We start from the raw sequence: 19,334 nt of genomic DNA, 5'->3' as shown, positions 1-19,334 counted from the left end.
TGTTGCATCATTGCAAATACAAGAATAATAATTATGTTTTTTTTCATTAAATAAATACAATTTTGATTTAAATATAATCATTTGAATCTTTTTGCACTTAAATAATAAATTGGTCTTTATGTGAAAGGTTTATAGGATAGATAAGAGCCTAAAGTAGCTTATCTAAACAACAGGTATAATATTTTAAACCAAGCCTTGATTAAAATCTTAATCAAGGCTTGGCAAATTAATAGAAACTATTTGTTTGCTCGTTTAATTACTTTATATATCTGTATTTTTTCATCACGCTGTAGTTCGATCAGGTAAAGGCCATCTGGTTGTGAACTTAGGTCTAAAATAATTTCATTCCCTATAACTTCTCTAATATTATGAACATCTCTTCCTGTTGCATCAACAATTTTAACCGATGTGCCTGTACCTGTATTGTTTTCCGCAAGCTTTAAACGTACCATTTCCGAAAAAGGATTTGGGTAAATTATGACATCATTAAACTCACTCTGAATAATCACAACTTCAGAATATGTTGATTTACCATTAAAATCTACCTGTAAGAGTCTGTAATACAAGGGACCTGTAAAACTTGTATAATCTACATAAGAATAGCCTTTAACCGAATTGGAATTACCATACCCGCCAATCTTAGCAATTTCGGAGAATACAATACCGTCTGTACTTCTTTGCACCACAAAATGACTATTATTATTTTCATTTAATGTCTGCCAGCTGAGGCTATTCCTGTCTAATTCTCTTTTCCCTTTAAAATAAGCCAAATGTATTGGTAACACATCGGGTTGTCCTAGCTTATGGATAAAAACATCGTCGCCTCCCAAAGATGTATATTTAATAGTAGCAGCTGGCAAATCAAAAATTGCAGATGCGGCAAATACCCCTGCAGTATATATATTATAATCCTGATCTACATATAATACCTGCCCTTTATCTATTCCTGCGGTTCCACCTCCTGTTGCTGACAATTCTGTTGCAGACCCTCCTATTCTATGTACCCACTTAGTTACTCCATCATTCTTAATCTTTACAATAAAAGCATCAAATTGTCCTCCGGCGGCGGCAGATATACCATTACCAAAATCTACAGTGCTTGCAAATCTGCCGGTGGCATAAATATCGCCTTTTACATCTATTGCAATACCCTCTGCTATATCTTCAGATCCTGCACCAATTCTTTTACCCCAAATCATTTTCCCGTTGTTGTCAAATTTAATAACATAGGCATCTCCTGTTGCTCCTGGCTCTTCCAGCGAAGCCTCGCCTGCTACAACGGGAGCCAGGACAGATTCTCTGTATGTACCAACCACAAAAACGCTACCGCTATTATCCGTCACAACACCATATCCATTAGCCCATATAGTTGAAGTCCCGGATCCGGTAATTGCCCTGTGCCATAAGTATCCTCCCGCATCTGTTAATGTTAATATGAAAGCACTTTGCTTAGCAGAATTAATTGTCTGAGCTGGTGTTTCATCAGGATTAAAGTTGACTCCATATTGATATCTGCCGGTTAAATACACCATATTATTCGCGACATGCATATCATATATGGTAATCTGACATGTAGTAGCAGCGTCTATACCGCCAATACGTTTTGCCCAATCGAAATTCCCATCAATATCCAGCCTTAAAACAAATGAATTCCAGGTATTTGAGCCACCTTTTGATACTAAATTAGATATACCTAAACCCGGATCAAAATCTACTGTACCGCCAAAACGTCCACCAATAAAAATATTATTTTCGTCATCTATAGATAATCCGGTAGCATTATCTGTTGCCCCGCTTCCTACGGATTTTACCCATTTAAAAGTTCCATTCAAAGCAGAAAGCTTAAGAATAAAAGCATCCGATCCTCCTTTGCTAACCAATATTCCTCCACCCTCGGTATCATTTACATTAAAATCTACGGTTGAAACAAATTCTCCAATAACAATAAGGTCGCCATTACCATCTATTTTAATTTTATTTCCTATGTCATTCCCTTCATCGCATCCGTAGGTTTGTATCCAAACATATTTTCCCGCCGAGTTTATTTTAGCAACAAAAACATCTTTTAGTCCCGTAGTATTTATAGATAATGGATTATTATCGGCTAGAATCACATTAACCGTCCCCTCAATAGAACCTGTAATGTATGTATTACCATCACCGTCGCTAACAATTCCTTTCACTGTTTCTACTGAAGAAGAACCTAGTACCTGTGTCCATTTTGTTTCCTTCTCTTGAGCCATTACTTTTCCTGTAAAAAGAGACAAACAAACCAATAGCCAATAGAAGAGAAGTAATAATTTTTTCATAATAAAAGTATTTAGATTAATAATAGTTTATATATTAACATAGTACCTTTATCGGTAACGCACACACATTCAGAATAATGGTTTATTAAGGCTCTTTAATAGTAAAAAAGAATATTGACAGGGATTTTTTGTCTTTATCCGTATTTAAGGTTCAGAATAAGATGATTTTTACATCTTAGAAAATAAAGGTTAAAACAGATGGTTGTTTTTTCAAATCATTAAGTTGTCTTTCTCTTTTGCATGGGAGACCATTCTTACTGTATTTCAACAGATTATAATTCAGGGTTCAATCTATCAATTCTAAAAGTAGTTGAGACATTAAATATATCACCTTTCGTTACATTATATTTACCAGAATAGTCAAAATAGATTTTATTATATAATTTCGAGTTAGACAACCATAAACTGCTATTGGGTAATATTTCCTTCCGCTTAACAGATACTGTAAATTTATAAGTCTCACCCCATAGCATCATTACCGAAGCTTCTTTATTTCGTCCGGCAGGCCCTAACGGGTTTTTATGCCCCTCGTATGACACATCAAATATCTCATCTATATCGTCTCTTTTTGCTTTGGATGTTATATTCATTTCTTTATCTTCTCTGGCTATTGGAAGCATTGTTAAATACGAGTTACTTAATGATTGTTCGCTTAGCCATTTTACAGTTTGATTAAATTTAATTTCTCCATCCGTCTTAAACTCCCACTTTTTCGTAATTATTGCAATTTTATCTGTAGTGCTATTAAAAGCATATAAATCCGATTCCTGTTCAACGTAAAAACTGTTAAAAGACTGCAGAATTATATTTTCATCCTCAGGAATAATCTTACCATCCAGTAGAAAACTAACAGATCTTTTTATCTCAAAACCATGATTAAAGCCCCCTACAAAATCGTTATCAATTTTTATTGCTGTTTCCCATTCTCCGGGCCTGATAATATTAGCTTCTCTTTCTCCTTTTTTATTATGTCCGAATGCTTCCCATAATTGCCATATGTCGTAAAAACTTGTTTTACCAGACACATAATCTCTTTTAACATTTCTAAAGGTAAATTCGATACCATTTGTTGTATATATAGCTACGCTAGTTTTGGTTTTAGACAGTTTTCCCAATGCTCCTTTCTTATTGGGTCTTTCTTTTTCAGGAAGTTCTAAATCGGATTTTTCGGCAGCAGAGCAAGCGTAAAAAGACAACATACTTAATAATGCAAAAGCAATAAACAAAAAGCTTAAATATTGTTTCATATTGAAATAAAAATCTGTTATATGACCCTGTTATTGTTAAAATTTTTAAAACACTAACAGGGAAAATAACAATCCCTGTCAGTGCCTAGTATTATCATAGGTTATTTTTTCACTAAAGCGACATTTGTAAACAATAAGCCAGCATTTTTTGTCAAACATGAAAATGCTACTTCAAAAGCTTTTCTGTTTTCATTCGTTGATTTTTCCAATAGAATTGGCTCTCTGGCATTTGTCGGTGCAGCTGCTCCGTTAATCGTTTTCCCCAAGTCAAAGTCTATGGTATATTCTTTCCATTCGTTGGTCATTCTGATTTGTTTCAGTGCACCGGATAAACCTGGTGTTTCCTGAGGATTGTAATTGTTTAAAGGAAAGAAAAGGAACTGCTGCGCGGGAGTTTTAAGTCTTAAATATACCGCTAAATAGGTTGGTACACCCGTGGTAGCTTTAGCTAAAAAAGTGAGCCTATATACACCCTCTTTAATATCGCTTTCCTCTATTTTCTGACCTATATACGAATATGCGTAACTCACTTTAGACAAAGTCTTGATTGAGGCTGCCTTACCTTTATCTGTATCTTCTACCGCTAACATCGCCTGATCGTTTGAAGTTAGAAAAGGGAACCATACTGATTTCGATGCAGTCTTTTTGATAAGATCATTTACCATAAAAGTAGTATGGGCAAAACTCCCATCTTTAACGAGATTATCCTGAGCAACTGTTAATTTGACAAGCATAAACAGGCCAAGAAACAAAACTGTTTTTTTCATAATTCACAAAATTTAAAATCAAAATATATACAAGGTTTAAAAAATTCATCGTGGCATAAGGACACAAATTATTTGATATTATCCCAGCTGTCGGTTCTAAAAGACGATACCGGCAATCCATTTATTCCAAAAAGGCTGGCTTTTGAATAATTTTCAAATGCATAACGTACCGCAACCGGGCGAGGCACATCAGGCGATGACAATTCGATAGTATTCAAAACAATCCTTGCCGTTGCAGCATGGAAGATTTTATCTTCCCCGGCTACTTTGAAATTATTCAGATCTTTCCCGAATGTACTTAACCCATCCTCCGCGTAATTAAACCTCAGAATAAGCTTATGATCTACAATGTTCAACGATCTAAATTCGGGGCTTCTATACGATAGCTTGCTGTAACCATATAATCTAACCAAGGCAATATAAGCCAATCGCTCTCCCGGAGCTTTTTTATTTGCACAATGGAGTATATTCTCCTCCCCCGCATCCATTAAAACTGCCATCGCTGTATTAGGCTGATTCTGTGAGATTTTAAGTTGCGCTTCTCTCATAAAATGTCCCAATTTTACCGTGTAATGCGCATAAGGTGTAATCTGGCAGAAATAGATAGGAAAATTGATTTTCATATCCCATTTGCTAATCCAGTCTTTGTGCATGGTTTCAAACAATTCAGGATATTTTTTATATCCGCTTTGATTAGTACTAGCTTCGCCCTGATACCATATTACACCTTTTATGTTGTATCCCACTATCGGATGTATCATACCGTTATAGATTACTGTAGAGCGTAGGGGGGCTACCTTTTTATCAGGTTCTTCTGTAGGTATCTGGACAAAAGGAAATGCTTTCAACGACTCTTTCGACATCCATGCTTCTATTTTCGAGCCTCCCCAACTGGCATGTACCAATCCAACAGGAATATTTAAGGTTTTTTGCAGTAAACGCCCAAAGTAGTATGCTGTAGCAGAAAAATTCCCTGTTGTTGTGGGAGACGATTTTTCCCAGTTACCTTCACATTCAGACAACGGAGTAAGCGAACTTTTCTGCTTTACAGTATAAAACCTAAGGTTATCATTCCCCGAAGAAACGATGTCATCTAAAGAGCCTGTAACCGGCTGACCGAAATAACCTTTCATAGGCATGTGCATATTAGACTGTCCGCTGCAAAGCCATACTTCACCTATTAAAACATCTTTTAAATCTATTTTTTGTTTTTCTGAAGATATGGTAATCCTGTAATTACGGTAAGATGCTTCGGGCGTTAGCACTCTTACATACCAGCTACTATCGGGATTTACGGTAACATTGTAGACCATATTGTCCCATGAAGTATTAAGGGTAATTTTCTGCTTTGGCCTACCCCATCCCCATATCTTTACTTCGCTTTTTTGTTGCAGCACCATTCCGTCAGACAAAATTTCGGGAAGCGAAAAAGGCATACCCATCGCACTTGCACAGGCACCAAACCATATTAAAAAAGCAAGGATATCTTTTTTCATAAGATTACGCTTTTACAGATTAATCCTTTTACATTCTCCTCCGTTTATTACCACTTGCTGATTAGAATCTGGCAGCACAACTGCATGCGAGGCAGTATCTATGTTTACCAATAATATTGATTTGCTACCGTTCTGGTTCTCCCACAAAGCACCTCTTACTGCCGCAGAAGATTCGCCCCAGTTAGGAATATTCAAAATAGGGTTATCTCCTGATGGTGTTATTTCCTTTAACATTCTGCCCCCTACAAATATATCGTGATGCTGCTTCCTGAAATTTACAAGGCCAGACAGAAAACCAGCATTGGCTTTCATGGCACATGTTATTAAAAATGAAGTTCTGCCACCATTTAATTGTGCGCCCCATAATAGGTTCAGGGCGTTTTTCACTCTGTAGCTCATATCATTTTTATTATATATATAAAATCCATAAAGGAGCGCTCTATCAGAATAAACCAGAGGGAATAATGGTAACGGCTTGTATACTGTACCCTGTGGATAGTTTGCCATTAAAAACAAATCAAACATATCCAGATAAGCTTCTGCGTTTTGCTCTGTTGCTATAATATGCCCGGGTCTTAGTTTTTTCCTGACTTCTTTAAATATCTCCCGATAGCTATCTACCCAAAAAGTGCCACCACCAACAGGATGATTGTGATTTTCATTAAAGCAAGCATGCCCTCTGGCCGATGCTACCTGATCAAAATACAACGCATCGGTTCCTAAGACATCTCCTTGTATATTATCTGTTAAGTTTACAAGAATATTTTTCCATACAGCAGAAGACGGACAAATTACCGCATTTGGGGCTTTCGAAGCATAGACTTCTATAACAGGTGTTTTATCTTCTTTAAGAACTACTGCTAAATTCCCGCCCTGGGATTGGTAACTAACTGTTGTCGTATCCCACAAACGCCCATTTATATATGGCATAATATGCGCACCTCTGGCTTGCACTGTATCTATAATGGTAGAGAAACCTTCTTTTGCCGGAAGATATTCGGGGTATTTGGTATCAAAATCATAATTATGCCAATAATACCAATGAAAGGATGTTTGATTACCAAACATATCTATCGATTTTTTGGTTATATCCAGTTCTTTTTCATTGGCATGTCCTCCGGTGAGCCATAAGTCAGAATTAATCAACCACGAGGGATGATTCTTTTCTACCAACTTTTTTTGTCCCCATTGTGTCTGGAAACTAAATGGTCTGTACCAGGTTAAAACAGCATCTTCCCAACCTTTGTCTGTCAAACCGATAGATGTAGCCCACGGGAGCTCGAACTGCCCATTATTATTCCAGGTTGCAGCACTTACAACCTGATTAGAAATTTCTACATTCGCAGAGGTAACTTTGGAAGTAAAGGCTTTAAGAGCCGCTCCGGGATCATGCGTAGCATAATAAAAAACATTGTTGTTTTCATAAAAACTTACCAGTTGCATTGTTCCCCTGCTTGAAGGATAATTATTTATATAGGTTGAATTTGTAATTGCAGATAGATCATACTCTACCCCCCAACCGCTTGGTAAAATCAATCTCGAGTCATTACTTTTTGGCAACGTGACAATTGGAAAGGTAGTTTCAGCTACCTTCCATCCGGATGGCAAAGAAGCTTTAATTTTCCATTGTGATAATTTGTTCTGATCATTTACCGCAACCGTCACATCAATATTTGCAGCAAGACTTCCTAAAAGATATTCCCACGAAAAGACCAAAGATTTTTCCCCACTGCCAGAGACCTCCTGAGCACCTTTGTAAGTTGATGTCTGAGATGTTAATGTCAATTTCTGTCCTTGATTTCCAGCAACCGACAGTTTCCAGATCAAATCGTTATTGGCAATATTCCATGTTTTTCCTGCTTGTGACATATTAAGCAGTCTGAGTTTGATATCATTCTCAAACAATATATGAAGGTCTCCATTCTCCAGTTCTACAGTGTTTCCATTAAATTTCACTTTCGGCTGGGCATAGATCTCCGTAACCATTATACTACAAATGGTCAGTAATATTATGATGTTTTTCATGTTATTCCGTAACTTTTATTTTGACTTGTTTAACTACTTCTTCCTGACCATAAACGCTGGAATTGTAGGCTAAAAATGTACAGGTATATGTACCCGGCTCACTAAAAGAGTAGCTATATTTCTGGGGCATTGGATCTCTGTATCCTTTTACTGCTTTGGGCCTGTCTGGTCCGTGGTCAATCTCTTCCAGATAAATTGGCGGCGAAACCGCCCAGACCTCTGCCTCTACAGGACGGAGTTCTACAGGTAATCTGAACATGATATAGCTAGTATAGTTTACACTGTTTTTCATACCGTCCGAAGTAAAATTAGGGTCGTATATCAAAGAAAAGCCGGTAAAAGAAGAAAACAGATTATTTGTTGCCAGTAATGTACTTGCATCAACATTCATGCTGTAAGCATACCAATTCCGGGGTATTCCGGTTCCGGGAGTATTTTTATACCTGAACCCGATATACAAAGGTTTACCTTCTTCAAACGCGTTTACCAGATCAACTGTTCCTGAAGGAAAGTTGCTACCCCATGGATTATTTTCGGGAGCTATGTTAAATTGCTGACTAATATTATTTTGCCATGTGGCATTCTGAATATCCGCATAAGTACCTCCTCCGTTATAATCGGTAGATAAAAAAACTGCAAACTGATTGGGTTGATTATTATAAGTTACATTTGTTCTGAACGATGCTTTAACAGAATGGGTTTTCGATTTCCGGCTTTCTGTACTGTACTGGTAATCATGTAATTTTTCACCGGAATAGAACGATATCTGACTTGCATTTCCAGAAAAATTAAATGTTACCTCTTCATCAACTTTATATTCAGAAGACTCAATGGTGACATCAAAATCTGGTACAATAACTTCTGTATCTCTGCTACAAGCCCCTATACCCAGAAGGCTTACCAATAGCACATAAATATTTTTTTTCATACTTTAATGATTTTTACCATCCTGTATTTTGGATTAATGCCCTGTTAACACCTAATTCATAAGCGGGGATTGGCCATACGATATCTCTTGGAGAAACATTTCTGAAATACCTAACCGCATGGCTATAACCGGCCGGTAGCGAGGCATTTTGCGCATGAGTTAGCGCTTCCCCCATTTTTGTACTGAATAAATTCCATCTTACTAAATCGCCTTTTCTGAGGTATTCAAAAGAAAGCTCCCTTGCCCTTTCATTCTGCAGTTCCGTTCTGAATTGCAACTGATCCAGTCCGCCCAGGTCAAATTCTTCTACATCTGTTGCCCCTGGTAACAATTTCCCGAAGCCTCTCCTCCTTACCAGGTTTATAGCTTCGTAAGCATCAGCGGTTGGTCCATTAACTTCATTTTCTGCCTCTGCAAACATTAACAATATATCTGCATATCTTAAAACCGGAAAGTTAATTGGCGTATATTGATTATCCTTTGGGGTTACCACTTCGTATTTTCTTCGGTATTTTCCGCAGTTCCTTTGGTATATTTCTCCAATAGGTCTATTTTGCTCTATCGCCGGATTCCCACTTACAGAAAAAGGGGCTATTGTCCAATCTCGTCTTAGATCTCTTGACGTTAAAGAATTGGGAGAATCATATTTTTCCCATAAAACGCCGGTAGCATTAACTATACCTGTTGAATACCCATAACTAGGGTCTGCAGCGGTATATCTGATACCATTATATGCTCCTATTTGCCCCCCCTCTTTAAAAGTTCCTCTGTTATTTCCCCAGAATTCAATTTCCCATATGCTTTCCTTAATATCATACTGGTCGGCAGAGTAATTAATAAATACCTGTGCAAAATTAGGGTTTAAGGCATGTGCCGCCTCTGTATCGTCTATTACTTCCTTCGCCCATTTTCTTGCTTCTGTATATCCAGCGGCATCGTATACCGGATATCCAGCCCTGAATAAATTTACTCTCGCGAGAATTCCCCTAACTGCAGATTTGCTTATCCTCCCTCCAAATCCAACTTCTTTCGCTGTTAAGACTAATCCTTCTGCTTCCTCCATATCAGCAATAATCTCTTTATAAATCTGCTCTGCAGATGTTCTGGAAACATTTATCTGTTGTGTTGGTACGGTTACATAAGGGACTCCTCCAAAGTTGCTGACCAGTAAAAAATAGAAGTAAGACCGCAGAAATAAGGCCTCGCCTTTAATTGCATCTCTGTTTTTTTGTGTTATCGACTCCGGCTTATCTATATTTTCCAAAAGCAAATTTGCCCGATATATCCCCTGATAGCATGTAGCCCAAAAATTAGCAACATCGGGATCTACCGAGGGTACAACGTAGACCTTTACTCCGTCAAATGTAGTTACTACATTATAGTAACCATCTTCACCATCCAGCCCCATCCTCATCATTTCCCTTCCGTAAAGTGTATAATGTGCCAATGCAGAATAAATTGAATTCAATGCATATTTTAACTGGGCTTCTGTTTTATAATAATTAGCCGATGTTAAATAATCTTCCGGTTTTGTATCTATGAATTTATTGCAGGAAGCGGCTAAGTTTAAAATGCATATTAAACTAAATGTCTTTATAAGATATTTCATATTTATCATTTTTAGAACTTACAATGTGGCTTTAACACCAAAAACAATTGTTTTTGCCCGCGGATAAGCAGACCAATCAAAACCTGGAGTAAGTACGTGGTTCCGTACTGAGACTTCCGGATCCATTCCCGAATAATTCGTCCAGGTTATCAGGTTTTGCGCTGTTGCATTTACACTTAAACGTTTGATTTTTACAGGCTTAAGATATTTTTCGGGCAATGCGTAGCTTAAAGAAATTGTTTTCAATCTCAAATAAGACCCGTCTTCTATGTACTTAGAGGAATAACGTCCTAAAGGTCCCTGACCACCAGCCCTAAAGTTGGTATTACTAGGGTTTTCCGGACTCCAACGGTCAACATAGCTTGCATATTGATTTCTTGCCATGACCGGTCTTCCCCCTTCAAAATAAATACGATTGGCGTTAAAAAGGTCGTTACCATAAGACCATTGAAAGAAAGTATGCAATTCAAGTCCCTTGTAGGTAAACGTATTGGATAGTCCTCCTATGTGAATTGGCATGGGATTGCCAATAATAGTCTCATCATATTGGTTAATTGTACCATCTTTATTAATATCCTTATATTTTATATCTCCGGGCCTCACATCGTCTCTGGAGCCCGAACCATAATCATGCACATTACTTTTTAGTTTGTAATCTCTTAAATTATGGGGTACAGAAGGGTCATTATTATTTTGCCATGTAAAATCATCTATCTGATATACGCCTTCAAAAACATAACCTAAAAACATAGCTGCTTGCTGACCAACCTGTGCCGAATATAAAAATGCCCCGTTATGTATAGCATCCCAGGTTATTTGGGAATACAAACTACTTTCATCGTTTGTTAATGAGTTAATTTTGTTTTTATTAAAACTGATATTAAAACCTGTTCTCCAGCTAAATGATTTTGTTTTAATATTTTCGGTATTTAATGTAAGCTCTAACCCATCGTTCTGCAGCTCTCCAACATTCATATAATTCTTCTTAAATCCTGTATGCGAAGGCATATTGGCATTTAAAAGAAGATCAACCGTTGTTTTACGATAAACATCGGCTATAAACTCTATTTTATTGTTAAACAGCGACAGGTCAATTCCAAAATCCAGTTGTTTAGTGGTTTCCCATTTTAACAAATCATTACCTGGACTATTTGGATAATATCCAAACTCAGGATCGGCATTTTTATAGGAGTATGCCTGCCCGATATCATTGGCTACAATGGTCGGCAGATATGCAAAATCAGACACTCTGTTATTTCCTGTTAGTCCATAGCTCACCCGCAATTTGGCATCGGTAACAAACTTTAGGTTTTTCATAAAGTCTTCCCTGTTTATTTTCCATGCAAAAGCTCCGGAAGGAAAATACCCCCACCTGTTATGCACTGGAAACTTTGAAGAGCCATCTGCTCTGAATGTGGCTGTTAACAGATATTTTGATTTAAAATCATAATTCGCTCTTCCAAAGAAAGAATTAATACGATTCTTGCTGAAAGAAAGGTTTGTGGACGAGGGTAAGCCATCATCTATACCAGATAGACCTAAAGATTCCTCAGGAACATACTGTGTACCATAACCATAGTTTTTTGAAGCACTTTCATAAAAATCTATTCCCAGCATAATATTTGCATTATGCATATTGTTAAACCGCCTCCTATAAGATAAAAACGTAGACGACTTCCACATATATATTTAGCTGACAGCCAAATCGCACTGTATTCCTCTATTATTTGGATTACGCGGTGTCCCTCTGCTTGTCAAAGAATTATAAAAACCCGATGTTTCTAATTCATAGGCCATGAATGCACCTGTAGTACGTAAGGTTAAATATGGGTTAATAGCATAATCTGCATATGCATTGGCTGTAAGGTTAATCTTTCTATTTCTCCTGTCTTCGTTTTTTACAGATACCACAGGGTTAATAAGAAAGCTGGATGGTTCGCTTTCATCATCAAAATCTGCGTATAATAGCTCTTCATCAACCATTCCTATTCCTTCCCTTCCCGAAACAGGCCGGTATCCCCACACACTGTACATTAAGTAGTCATGTCCGTGAGTGGATAATCCGGAAATCAGTTTTCCGGTTGAAGGTTGGTTAGAATAATTTGTAATGATACCTGTCTTAAATTTTTTGTTGATGGTTTGATCCAGAGATAAACGGGCTGTCACTCTGTTAGAAGAACTGTTTAAAACTACACCTTCCTGATCATATAAAGAACCCGAAAGCGAGTACTTCGTATTGGTATTTCCTCCTCTTAAAGACAGCTCATGAATACCTGTATAACCGCTGCGAAACACCTGATCCTGCCAATTTATTCCCGGTATACTCTTATAATCTTCCAATTTACGCCCATCTGCTTTATAAAAGGCACTTGTTGCAGGCAAATCTCCGGGAGCATATATAGCTCCAATAGTTTCCGAATTACTTGTCCTTTCCAGTTCATACCTTACAAACTCATAAGGATTCATCATTTCTACCCGTTTGGTTATATTTTGGAAACCCATGGAACCGTTATACTGAATTTCGGGTAAACCAATTTTTCCTTTCTTGGTTTCTATCACAACTACTCCATTTGCCCCTCTTGCTCCATAAATTGCCGTCGCAGAAGCATCTTTTAATACCGTTATAGATTCGATATCATTCATATTGAGGCTAGAAGCATCAAAAGATTCTAAAGGAAAATCGTCAACTACATATAAAGGAGATGTACTTTGAGTAAGCGAACCTGCTCCCCGAATGACAATATTTACCCCTTCAGAACCGGGCTGTCCATCATTTGAAGAGACTTGCACACCAGCTATTCTGCCCGCAAGCGCCATATCAAAAGACATGACGGGCGCTTTTGTAATCTCTTCTATTTTAACCTGAGATACAGCGCCTGTTATATCTCTTTTTTGTACACTCCCATAGCCTATCACTACAGTTTCTGAGAGCTTCTGCACACTTTCTTTTAATACAACATTCACAGTATTTCTCTCGCCAACCTTAAGTTCCTGTGTGGCATATCCTAAAAAGCTGAATACCAGTATAGAATTATTTCCCGTTACATTCAACGAATAATTACCTTTGTCGTCTGTACGGGTAAATGCAGACGAGTTTTTAACGCTAACAGTTACATCCGGAACTGGTACCCCCTTTTCGTCCACTACATTTCCGGCAACTTTTTTTTGCGGTTGCGGTATACTGACACCCCGCTTCCTGCTTATAATTATCGATTTTTTGTTGATCAGGTATTTATATGGAAGGTTCGACAGGCATTTGTCCAGCGTTTCTGCAATGGTTAAATCCTTTACAGAAATAGAGATGTTTCCCGCATCTTTAAATACATCCGAATTAATAATAAAATTATACCCGGTCTGTTCCTGTATAATCCCCATAATCTCTTTGAGAGTAGCATTCTTTTTTTCAAATGTTAGCTTTTGAGCATAGGTATTGCCAAAAGCATGAAATGTAAATACAAATGCGAGCAGAATTGTTAACTTCATAATTAAAGAGCACTTCCTGATATAGTATTTCGTCCAATACCGGGACGGAAATATACTTTTTTTGTACATTTGGAATAGTCGTTAAGAGTTCAAACAAATTTATTAATGACATAAAACGCACCCGGTACTGGCATACTGGGTGTTTCTTTATAATCGGCTAAAGCTTTAAAATCAGATGCACTTGTAATAATGCAAAAAGTAACTTATATAAAATTTTAAAGTGTCGCCCTTTCTAGCAATTTCTTCATTAACAGTCGCTCCACTTCGGGCCTGATGATACACTACGTTCATTATTTCCATTTTGATTAGGTTTAACATTTTATAAGTCTATAATTACAATTGATTTATTTTTATCTTTTTCTGATTTGATGATTTTAAATTCTATCCCGCTGGCCAGCTCAATATTTTCCAAAAGTTCTTCAAGGCGCTCTGTACGTAATATTTTTCCGTAAAACCTTTCATCCTCTACCTGGTTTTTATATTGGACCTCTATATTATACCATCTGGATATCTTTTGCATAATACTTTTTATGCTCTCATCTTCAAAGAAAAAATAGCCGTTTTTCCATGCCAGAATAGCCTCCAGATTTGCTTTTGATACCCTGAACTTACCATCTTCTTTCAACTCACCTTTTTCTCCGGGCACCAAAAGAACTTTATTTCCACGACTTGTTAATTCAATAGCCCCTTCTTCCAACGCAGCTGTTACACCCTCATAGCTACTTACATTAAACTGCGTTCCTAAAACTTTAATTTCAACATTTTTCGATAGGACTTTAAAAGGCGCATCTTTATTTTTTGCTACCTGAAAATATGCTTCACCAAGCAACTCTACCTTTCTTTCTTTATCTGTAAAAGTTACCGGAAATTTCAGTGAAGATTCCGAATTTAACCAAACCCTGGTACCATCTGATAATACCAGCTGGTATTCGCCTCCCTTAAGTGTACGGATAGAGTTATAAGCGACATCGTTTTGTCTGATATCTGGACGCGCAACATTATAAACCAATTCATTGGCTTCGGATTTTTTAAAACTCCCGGAAACTCCGTCTTCCAGAAAAAAGCCATTTTTTATAGTATCTAAAATAATCTGACTGCCATTTGCAAGCGTAAGTATGGTTTTTGCGCTGTCTCTATAAACTTCTTCCTTTTTTACTATTTGCTGGTCCTGTGAAAGAATTTCCCTGAAATTCCTAAATAGAAACCAATACGAAGTGATTAATACACCTATTAACAGGCATGCTGCTGTTAGATAGAATTTCATTTTAGCCCTTACCCTATCCGCTACAATACGCTTTCTGAGTTTACCGTATATTCTATGGTTACGTTCTTTTACTTCCTCTTCCTGGGTAAGATCCAGCTGATAAAAATGAGACAAGAAATCGTCCTGAATATCCTCCAGTATTCTTTGTTCATCTTCTGAGCATTTCCCTGCCAGAAATTTTTCATATAATAAGATGTATTCTTTCTCAGACATTCTTTTCTCGTATTAAACGTACTTATATCAATAGTCCCCGATACCAACAAGCACACACACAGTTTATCAAAAAAATGTCTCTTATCTTATTAAGTTGAGGCTTGACTTTAGAGGTTTATCCGTTTAATACCTTCTATTATAATCAGATAAATCATAACATCTTTCATTGAAGAACGAAGATGTTTTAGTGCCCGGGTGATTTGATTTTCTATTGTTCTTTTAGAAATCCCTAACTTCTTGGCAATTTCTTCATTGGACAGAAACTCCTTACGGCTTAAAAGGAAGATTTCTTTACATCTTAAAGGAAGGCCGTCCAACAGCTGCTCTACCTGCTCTTCCAGTTGTTTATAAGATAAGCTCTCATAGCCGGCATTCAGGACAGACTTGTGTTCTGTACCGACTTCTTCCACAAAGTCTATTTTAGACGATTTTTGAACTGATAAATACTTATATACCCTATATCTCGTTGCCGCAGAAATGTAATTTTTGAAAACGCGTATTTTTAAAATCTTCCGGTTTTTCCATAAACCCAAAAATATATCATGAACTATTTGCTCACACGCTTCCTGGTCTTTAATATAGGAAAAGGCTTTACTATAAGTTCTTGACGAATAACGTTCAAAAAGTGTCCGAAAAGCATTTTCATCATCTAATGAAATAGCATCTAAAAGATCCAAATCGGTCATGAGAGTGGATTATATGTGGCGAATATAGAAATTTAATTAAAAAAGATAAATTCAACAATCTTTATGTGTGTTAGACATTTTAAAAAGGACTTTACTACTAAAACTATGTAATTTATGTCGGATTTAGTCAATTTTAAGTCGTTAAATGATTATAATAATTTTAATAAGTTATTTTATTCTTTTTAAAATTGTATTATTGTTTGATTTTGTTAGGCAAATTATTAACTTCACATTAGTATAACCATTTAAACTTTGATTTCCTGAAAACCAGCAGTTCATATGGAAAATAAATCGACTAAACCTGCTCAAAATATTAACAACAAAAATGTAAAAATGGAAAGTAAGAATAAATCGAGAAGAGAGTTTATCAAAAAATCTGCAATTGGGATTGCCGCCTTTACCATTGTTCCCCGTTTCGTACTTGGAAAAGGTTATCTTGCCCCCAGCGATCACTTAACAAAAGGTGTTATCGGTGTTGGATCTATGGGTAGAGGGCATTTCAAATATGCAGGAACTAAAACAGTTGCCATTTGCGACGTGGATTCCAGACATCTGGCCATAGCACAAAAAGCTTTAGGTGGCGGCGTAAAAGAATATCACGATTTTAGAGACCTGATAAAATCGCCGGAAGTAGACATTGTACATATTGCAACACCTCCGCATTGGCATGGAATTATGGCTGTAGAAGCGGCCAGAGCGGGAAAGGACATTTGGTGTGAAAAACCAATGACCAGAACCATTGGTGAGGGAGAAAAAGTAGTAGAAGCAGTTAAACAGCATGGAAACATGTTTAGACTGAATACCTGGTTTAGGTTTGATGCCAATTTCTATGGTATGAAAGTTCCTGTAAAAAAAATCAAAAAGTTGGTGGATACAGGAATGCTGGGATGGCCTTTAAAAGTAACCATTAGCCAGCATACCGGATTCAATTGGAAATTCTATTGGGTTGGAAGAGAAAACCTTCCAAAGCAACAGGTCCCAAAAGAACTGGATTATGACATGTGGCTTGGCCCTGCCCCATACAAACCTTATAGCGAACACAGAGTTCACACTACTTTTAGAGGGTATTGGGATTATGACGGAGGCGGATTAGGCGATATGGGACAACACTATTTAGATCCGGTTCAGTATCTTTTAGGAAAAGATAACGAAAGTCCGGTTTCTATCGACGTTGATGCACCTCAACAACACAGCGATGCGGTGGGTACCTGGAGAAGGATAACTTACACCTATGCAGACGGTTGCCAGATCATTTTAGACGGTGAAGGAAAAGATGTTGGTAAAGCTTTTATCGAAGGACCTTCTGGAAAACTCTATAAAGGTTTTGTTTGCGATATACCAAATGTCGAGCAAAAGATGGCTCAATTTCCCGATCCGGAAATGCAGGTTACAGACTTCTTAAGATCGGTACGTACCAGAGAGAAGTTTGCATTAAATGAAATCAATGGGCACAGATCGGCAACCCTGGTTAATCTTGGAGCAATTGCACTTAGACTAAATCGATCTTTAAGCTTTGATTCTGCAACGCAACGGTTTGTTAATGACGATGCTGCAAACAGACTAATTTCGCAACCTATGAGAGGCCCATGGTCTATATAACCAAAAAGAAATGAAAAAACTCAATATTTTATACGTCCTTCTATTATTTCATACCGTATTATACGGTCAATTACCGAAAGGTAGAACTACAGATACTAAGATTGCAGACGTTCTGGCGTTGCAACCTGCTGCCGAAAAAGGAAAGTTTCTTGATGCTATGCAAGAATTAAAAGGCTTTTCTGCTTCTGAAGTTGCTACATTACTTTCACAATTAAGACCTCAGGGAGGTGGAAGAAATCCGGAAATAGAATATCTTACCAATAGCTATTCTTTATATGTTCAAAAAAACGGGCAAGAACAAGACCGGTTAACTTTTGTATCAGGATTGATTGAAAGTTTAAATAAAATAAAAGACAAAAATCTACAGGGATATGTTCTACAGTTAATACAAAACTGTGGAAAAGACGAAGCTGTAGAAGCTGTTTCAAAATATCTGAACGACAGTTTCTTAGCCGAAAAAGCTGGCAGGGCTTTAACAAGCATAGGATCAGCAAAAGCAGAATCAGCATTGGTAGGCGCATCAAAGAATCCTTCTAATGAAAAATCTGCTATTGCTATTGTAACCGCTTTAGGTGCTTTAAAATCTCAGAAGGGAGAACAGCCAATTATCAATCTATTATCGAAATACAATTCTGCTGATTTTCAAAAAACTGCTTTAAATGCTCTAAGCCAAATCGGCCAACCGGCTTCGGCACAAGTATTCGAAAGTAAAATAAAAGCAGCAAACTATGCTTATAGCTCTATTGATGAAATGGGATTAGCGCTGAAATATGCACAGGCACTAATTAACAATAAGCAAGAAGATGTTGCGATTAATTTAGCTACCGTAATCTACAATCAGCCCAATGTTGCACCTAATTATAAGAGCGCAGCACTAAAGATGCTTGTAAAGAAAAATCCTGAGAATTATAAAAATGCACTGTTTAAAACTGTACAGGAAGACAATAGTGCTTTATACAGAAATACTGCACTGTCTTTGATTAATGAAAACTGGGGAAACCAGGGTAATACCAAGTTAATCAGTCTTGTTTCTAAAGCTAAACCCGAAGTTCAGGAAGCGGTATTGAGAAATATAGCTCAGTCGGGTAATTCTTCAAATTATAAGAAAATAGAAAAATTAGCTAAGAGCAAATTAGCCGGTCAGTCTAAAATTGCTGCTTTAACCACTTTAAATACGCTAAACAAGGATCAATCAGTCAAATTTCTGATTAAGCAGTTAAATTCTGCAGATCAGGAAACAAATCAGGCTATCAAATCCATTTTATTAACTTCCAAGTCTACGAACCTAATCAATGAGGTGAATGCTGCTTTACCAAAAGCATCAGAAAATGTACAGGTCGAATTACTGGATGTTATTGAACAAAGGAACAATGGAACTTCTGCAAAATTTGTTTTACCATTGTTAGATAGTCCTAATCAAAAAGTAAAAGATGCTGCTTATAAAGCATTTGCTTCTGTGGCAACACCAGACAATATTAAAGTAATTGTAGAAAGACTTGATAAAGCAAATAAGCCGGAGATTAAATATCTGCAGGACGCCCTTGTGCAAGCAATTAATACCAGCGCTCAACCAGAGTCGGAAGTAAAAGCACTGTCTAAGGAAATTGCTTCAAAAAATGAATCTATCGCGATTAACTACCTTCCGGTTTTCGCGAAAGTTGGAGGTACAGAGAGTTTAAAATCTGTACAGCCTTACCTTCAATCGACC

11 protein-coding genes and 1 pseudogene are annotated in these 19,334 nt (G+C 37.1%); 2 read left to right on the top strand and 10 right to left on the bottom strand.

Annotated features, from left to right (window positions below; all coding sequences use genetic code 11):
* Nucleotides 1-236 precede the first annotated feature (236 nt).
* The 10 genes and pseudogenes from ABWO41_RS05250 to ABWO41_RS05205 form a co-directional block, all read right to left on the bottom strand.
* Nucleotides 237-2,309, bottom strand: a complete 2,073-nt coding sequence (locus ABWO41_RS05250) for a T9SS type A sorting domain-containing protein (protein WP_353134520.1) — start codon at nt 2,307-2,309, stop codon at nt 237-239.
* A 272-nt stretch (nt 2,310-2,581) separates the two neighbouring features.
* A complete protein-coding gene (locus ABWO41_RS05245; RefSeq protein ID WP_353134517.1) occupies nt 2,582-3,556 on the bottom strand; it encodes a hypothetical protein in 975 nt (324 codons plus the stop codon).
* A 101-nt stretch (nt 3,557-3,657) separates the two neighbouring features.
* Nucleotides 3,658-4,323, bottom strand: coding sequence for a BT4411 family hyaluronic acid-binding protein (locus ABWO41_RS05240; protein WP_353134514.1), 666 nt, complete (start codon nt 4,321-4,323; stop codon nt 3,658-3,660).
* Between the two features lie 68 nt (nt 4,324-4,391).
* Entirely contained in the window at nt 4,392-5,819 is a 1,428-nt protein-coding gene (locus ABWO41_RS05235; RefSeq protein WP_353134511.1) for a sialate O-acetylesterase, read from the bottom strand.
* A 12-nt stretch (nt 5,820-5,831) separates the two neighbouring features.
* Nucleotides 5,832-7,844: a DUF6259 domain-containing protein gene (locus tag ABWO41_RS05230; protein WP_353134508.1), complete on the bottom strand. Its 2,013-nt coding sequence runs from the start codon at nt 7,842-7,844 to the stop codon at nt 5,832-5,834.
* A 1-nt stretch (nt 7,845) separates the two neighbouring features.
* Nucleotides 7,846-8,772, bottom strand: a complete 927-nt coding sequence (locus ABWO41_RS05225) for a DUF5017 domain-containing protein (RefSeq protein ID WP_353134505.1) — start codon at nt 8,770-8,772, stop codon at nt 7,846-7,848.
* 13 nt (nt 8,773-8,785) lie between these two features.
* Nucleotides 8,786-10,381, bottom strand: a complete 1,596-nt coding sequence (locus ABWO41_RS05220) for a RagB/SusD family nutrient uptake outer membrane protein (RefSeq protein ID WP_353134502.1) — start codon at nt 10,379-10,381, stop codon at nt 8,786-8,788.
* A gap of 18 nt (nt 10,382-10,399) precedes the next feature.
* Nucleotides 10,400-13,756, bottom strand: a pseudogene (locus ABWO41_RS05215) (TonB-dependent receptor).
* A gap of 427 nt (nt 13,757-14,183) precedes the next feature.
* Nucleotides 14,184-15,341: a FecR family protein gene (locus ABWO41_RS05210; protein ID WP_353134499.1), complete on the bottom strand. Its 1,158-nt coding sequence runs from the start codon at nt 15,339-15,341 to the stop codon at nt 14,184-14,186.
* Between the two features lie 107 nt (nt 15,342-15,448).
* Complete coding sequence (locus ABWO41_RS05205) at nt 15,449-16,027, bottom strand: RNA polymerase sigma-70 factor (protein WP_353134496.1); 579 nt, start codon at nt 16,025-16,027, stop codon at nt 15,449-15,451.
* Nucleotides 16,028-16,360: 333 nt separating this feature from the next.
* On the opposite strand from ABWO41_RS05205, the gene ABWO41_RS05200 reads away from it, so the two are divergent.
* Nucleotides 16,361-17,626, top strand: a complete 1,266-nt coding sequence (locus ABWO41_RS05200; protein ID WP_353134523.1) for a Gfo/Idh/MocA family oxidoreductase — start codon at nt 16,361-16,363, stop codon at nt 17,624-17,626.
* Between the two features lie 10 nt (nt 17,627-17,636).
* Nucleotides 17,637-19,334, top strand: a 1,698-nt coding sequence (locus ABWO41_RS05195; protein ID WP_353134493.1) for a HEAT repeat domain-containing protein, incomplete at its 3' end; no start/stop codon positions are given.

Origin of the sequence: Pseudopedobacter sp., from assembly GCF_040392825.1 — a bacterium.
Lineage (GTDB): Bacteria > Bacteroidota > Bacteroidia > Sphingobacteriales > Sphingobacteriaceae > Pseudopedobacter.
Note: the sequence above shows the minus strand (reverse complement) of the source record. Positions and strands in the feature narration are given on the sequence as shown.

Bases quoted from the DNA above. Each gene is read 5' to 3' on its own strand.
- ABWO41_RS05200 (WP_353134523.1), top strand. From the start codon at position 16,361: ATGGAAAGTAAGAATAAATCGAGAAGAGAGTTTATCAAAAAATCTGCA.
- ABWO41_RS05230 (WP_353134508.1), bottom strand. From the start codon at position 7,844: ATGAAAAACATCATAATATTACTGACCATTTGTAGTATAATGGTTACG.
- ABWO41_RS05250 (WP_353134520.1), bottom strand. From the start codon at position 2,309: ATGAAAAAATTATTACTTCTCTTCTATTGGCTATTGGTTTGTTTGTCT.
- ABWO41_RS05205 (WP_353134496.1), bottom strand. From the start codon at position 16,027: ATGACCGATTTGGATCTTTTAGATGCTATTTCATTAGATGATGAAAAT.
- ABWO41_RS05245 (WP_353134517.1), bottom strand. From the start codon at position 3,556: ATGAAACAATATTTAAGCTTTTTGTTTATTGCTTTTGCATTATTAAGT.
- ABWO41_RS05225 (WP_353134505.1), bottom strand. From the start codon at position 8,772: ATGAAAAAAAATATTTATGTGCTATTGGTAAGCCTTCTGGGTATAGGG.
- ABWO41_RS05235 (WP_353134511.1), bottom strand. From the start codon at position 5,819: ATGAAAAAAGATATCCTTGCTTTTTTAATATGGTTTGGTGCCTGTGCA.
- ABWO41_RS05220 (WP_353134502.1), bottom strand. From the start codon at position 10,381: ATGAAATATCTTATAAAGACATTTAGTTTAATATGCATTTTAAACTTA.
- ABWO41_RS05240 (WP_353134514.1), bottom strand. From the start codon at position 4,323: ATGAAAAAAACAGTTTTGTTTCTTGGCCTGTTTATGCTTGTCAAATTA.
- ABWO41_RS05210 (WP_353134499.1), bottom strand. From the start codon at position 15,341: ATGTCTGAGAAAGAATACATCTTATTATATGAAAAATTTCTGGCAGGG.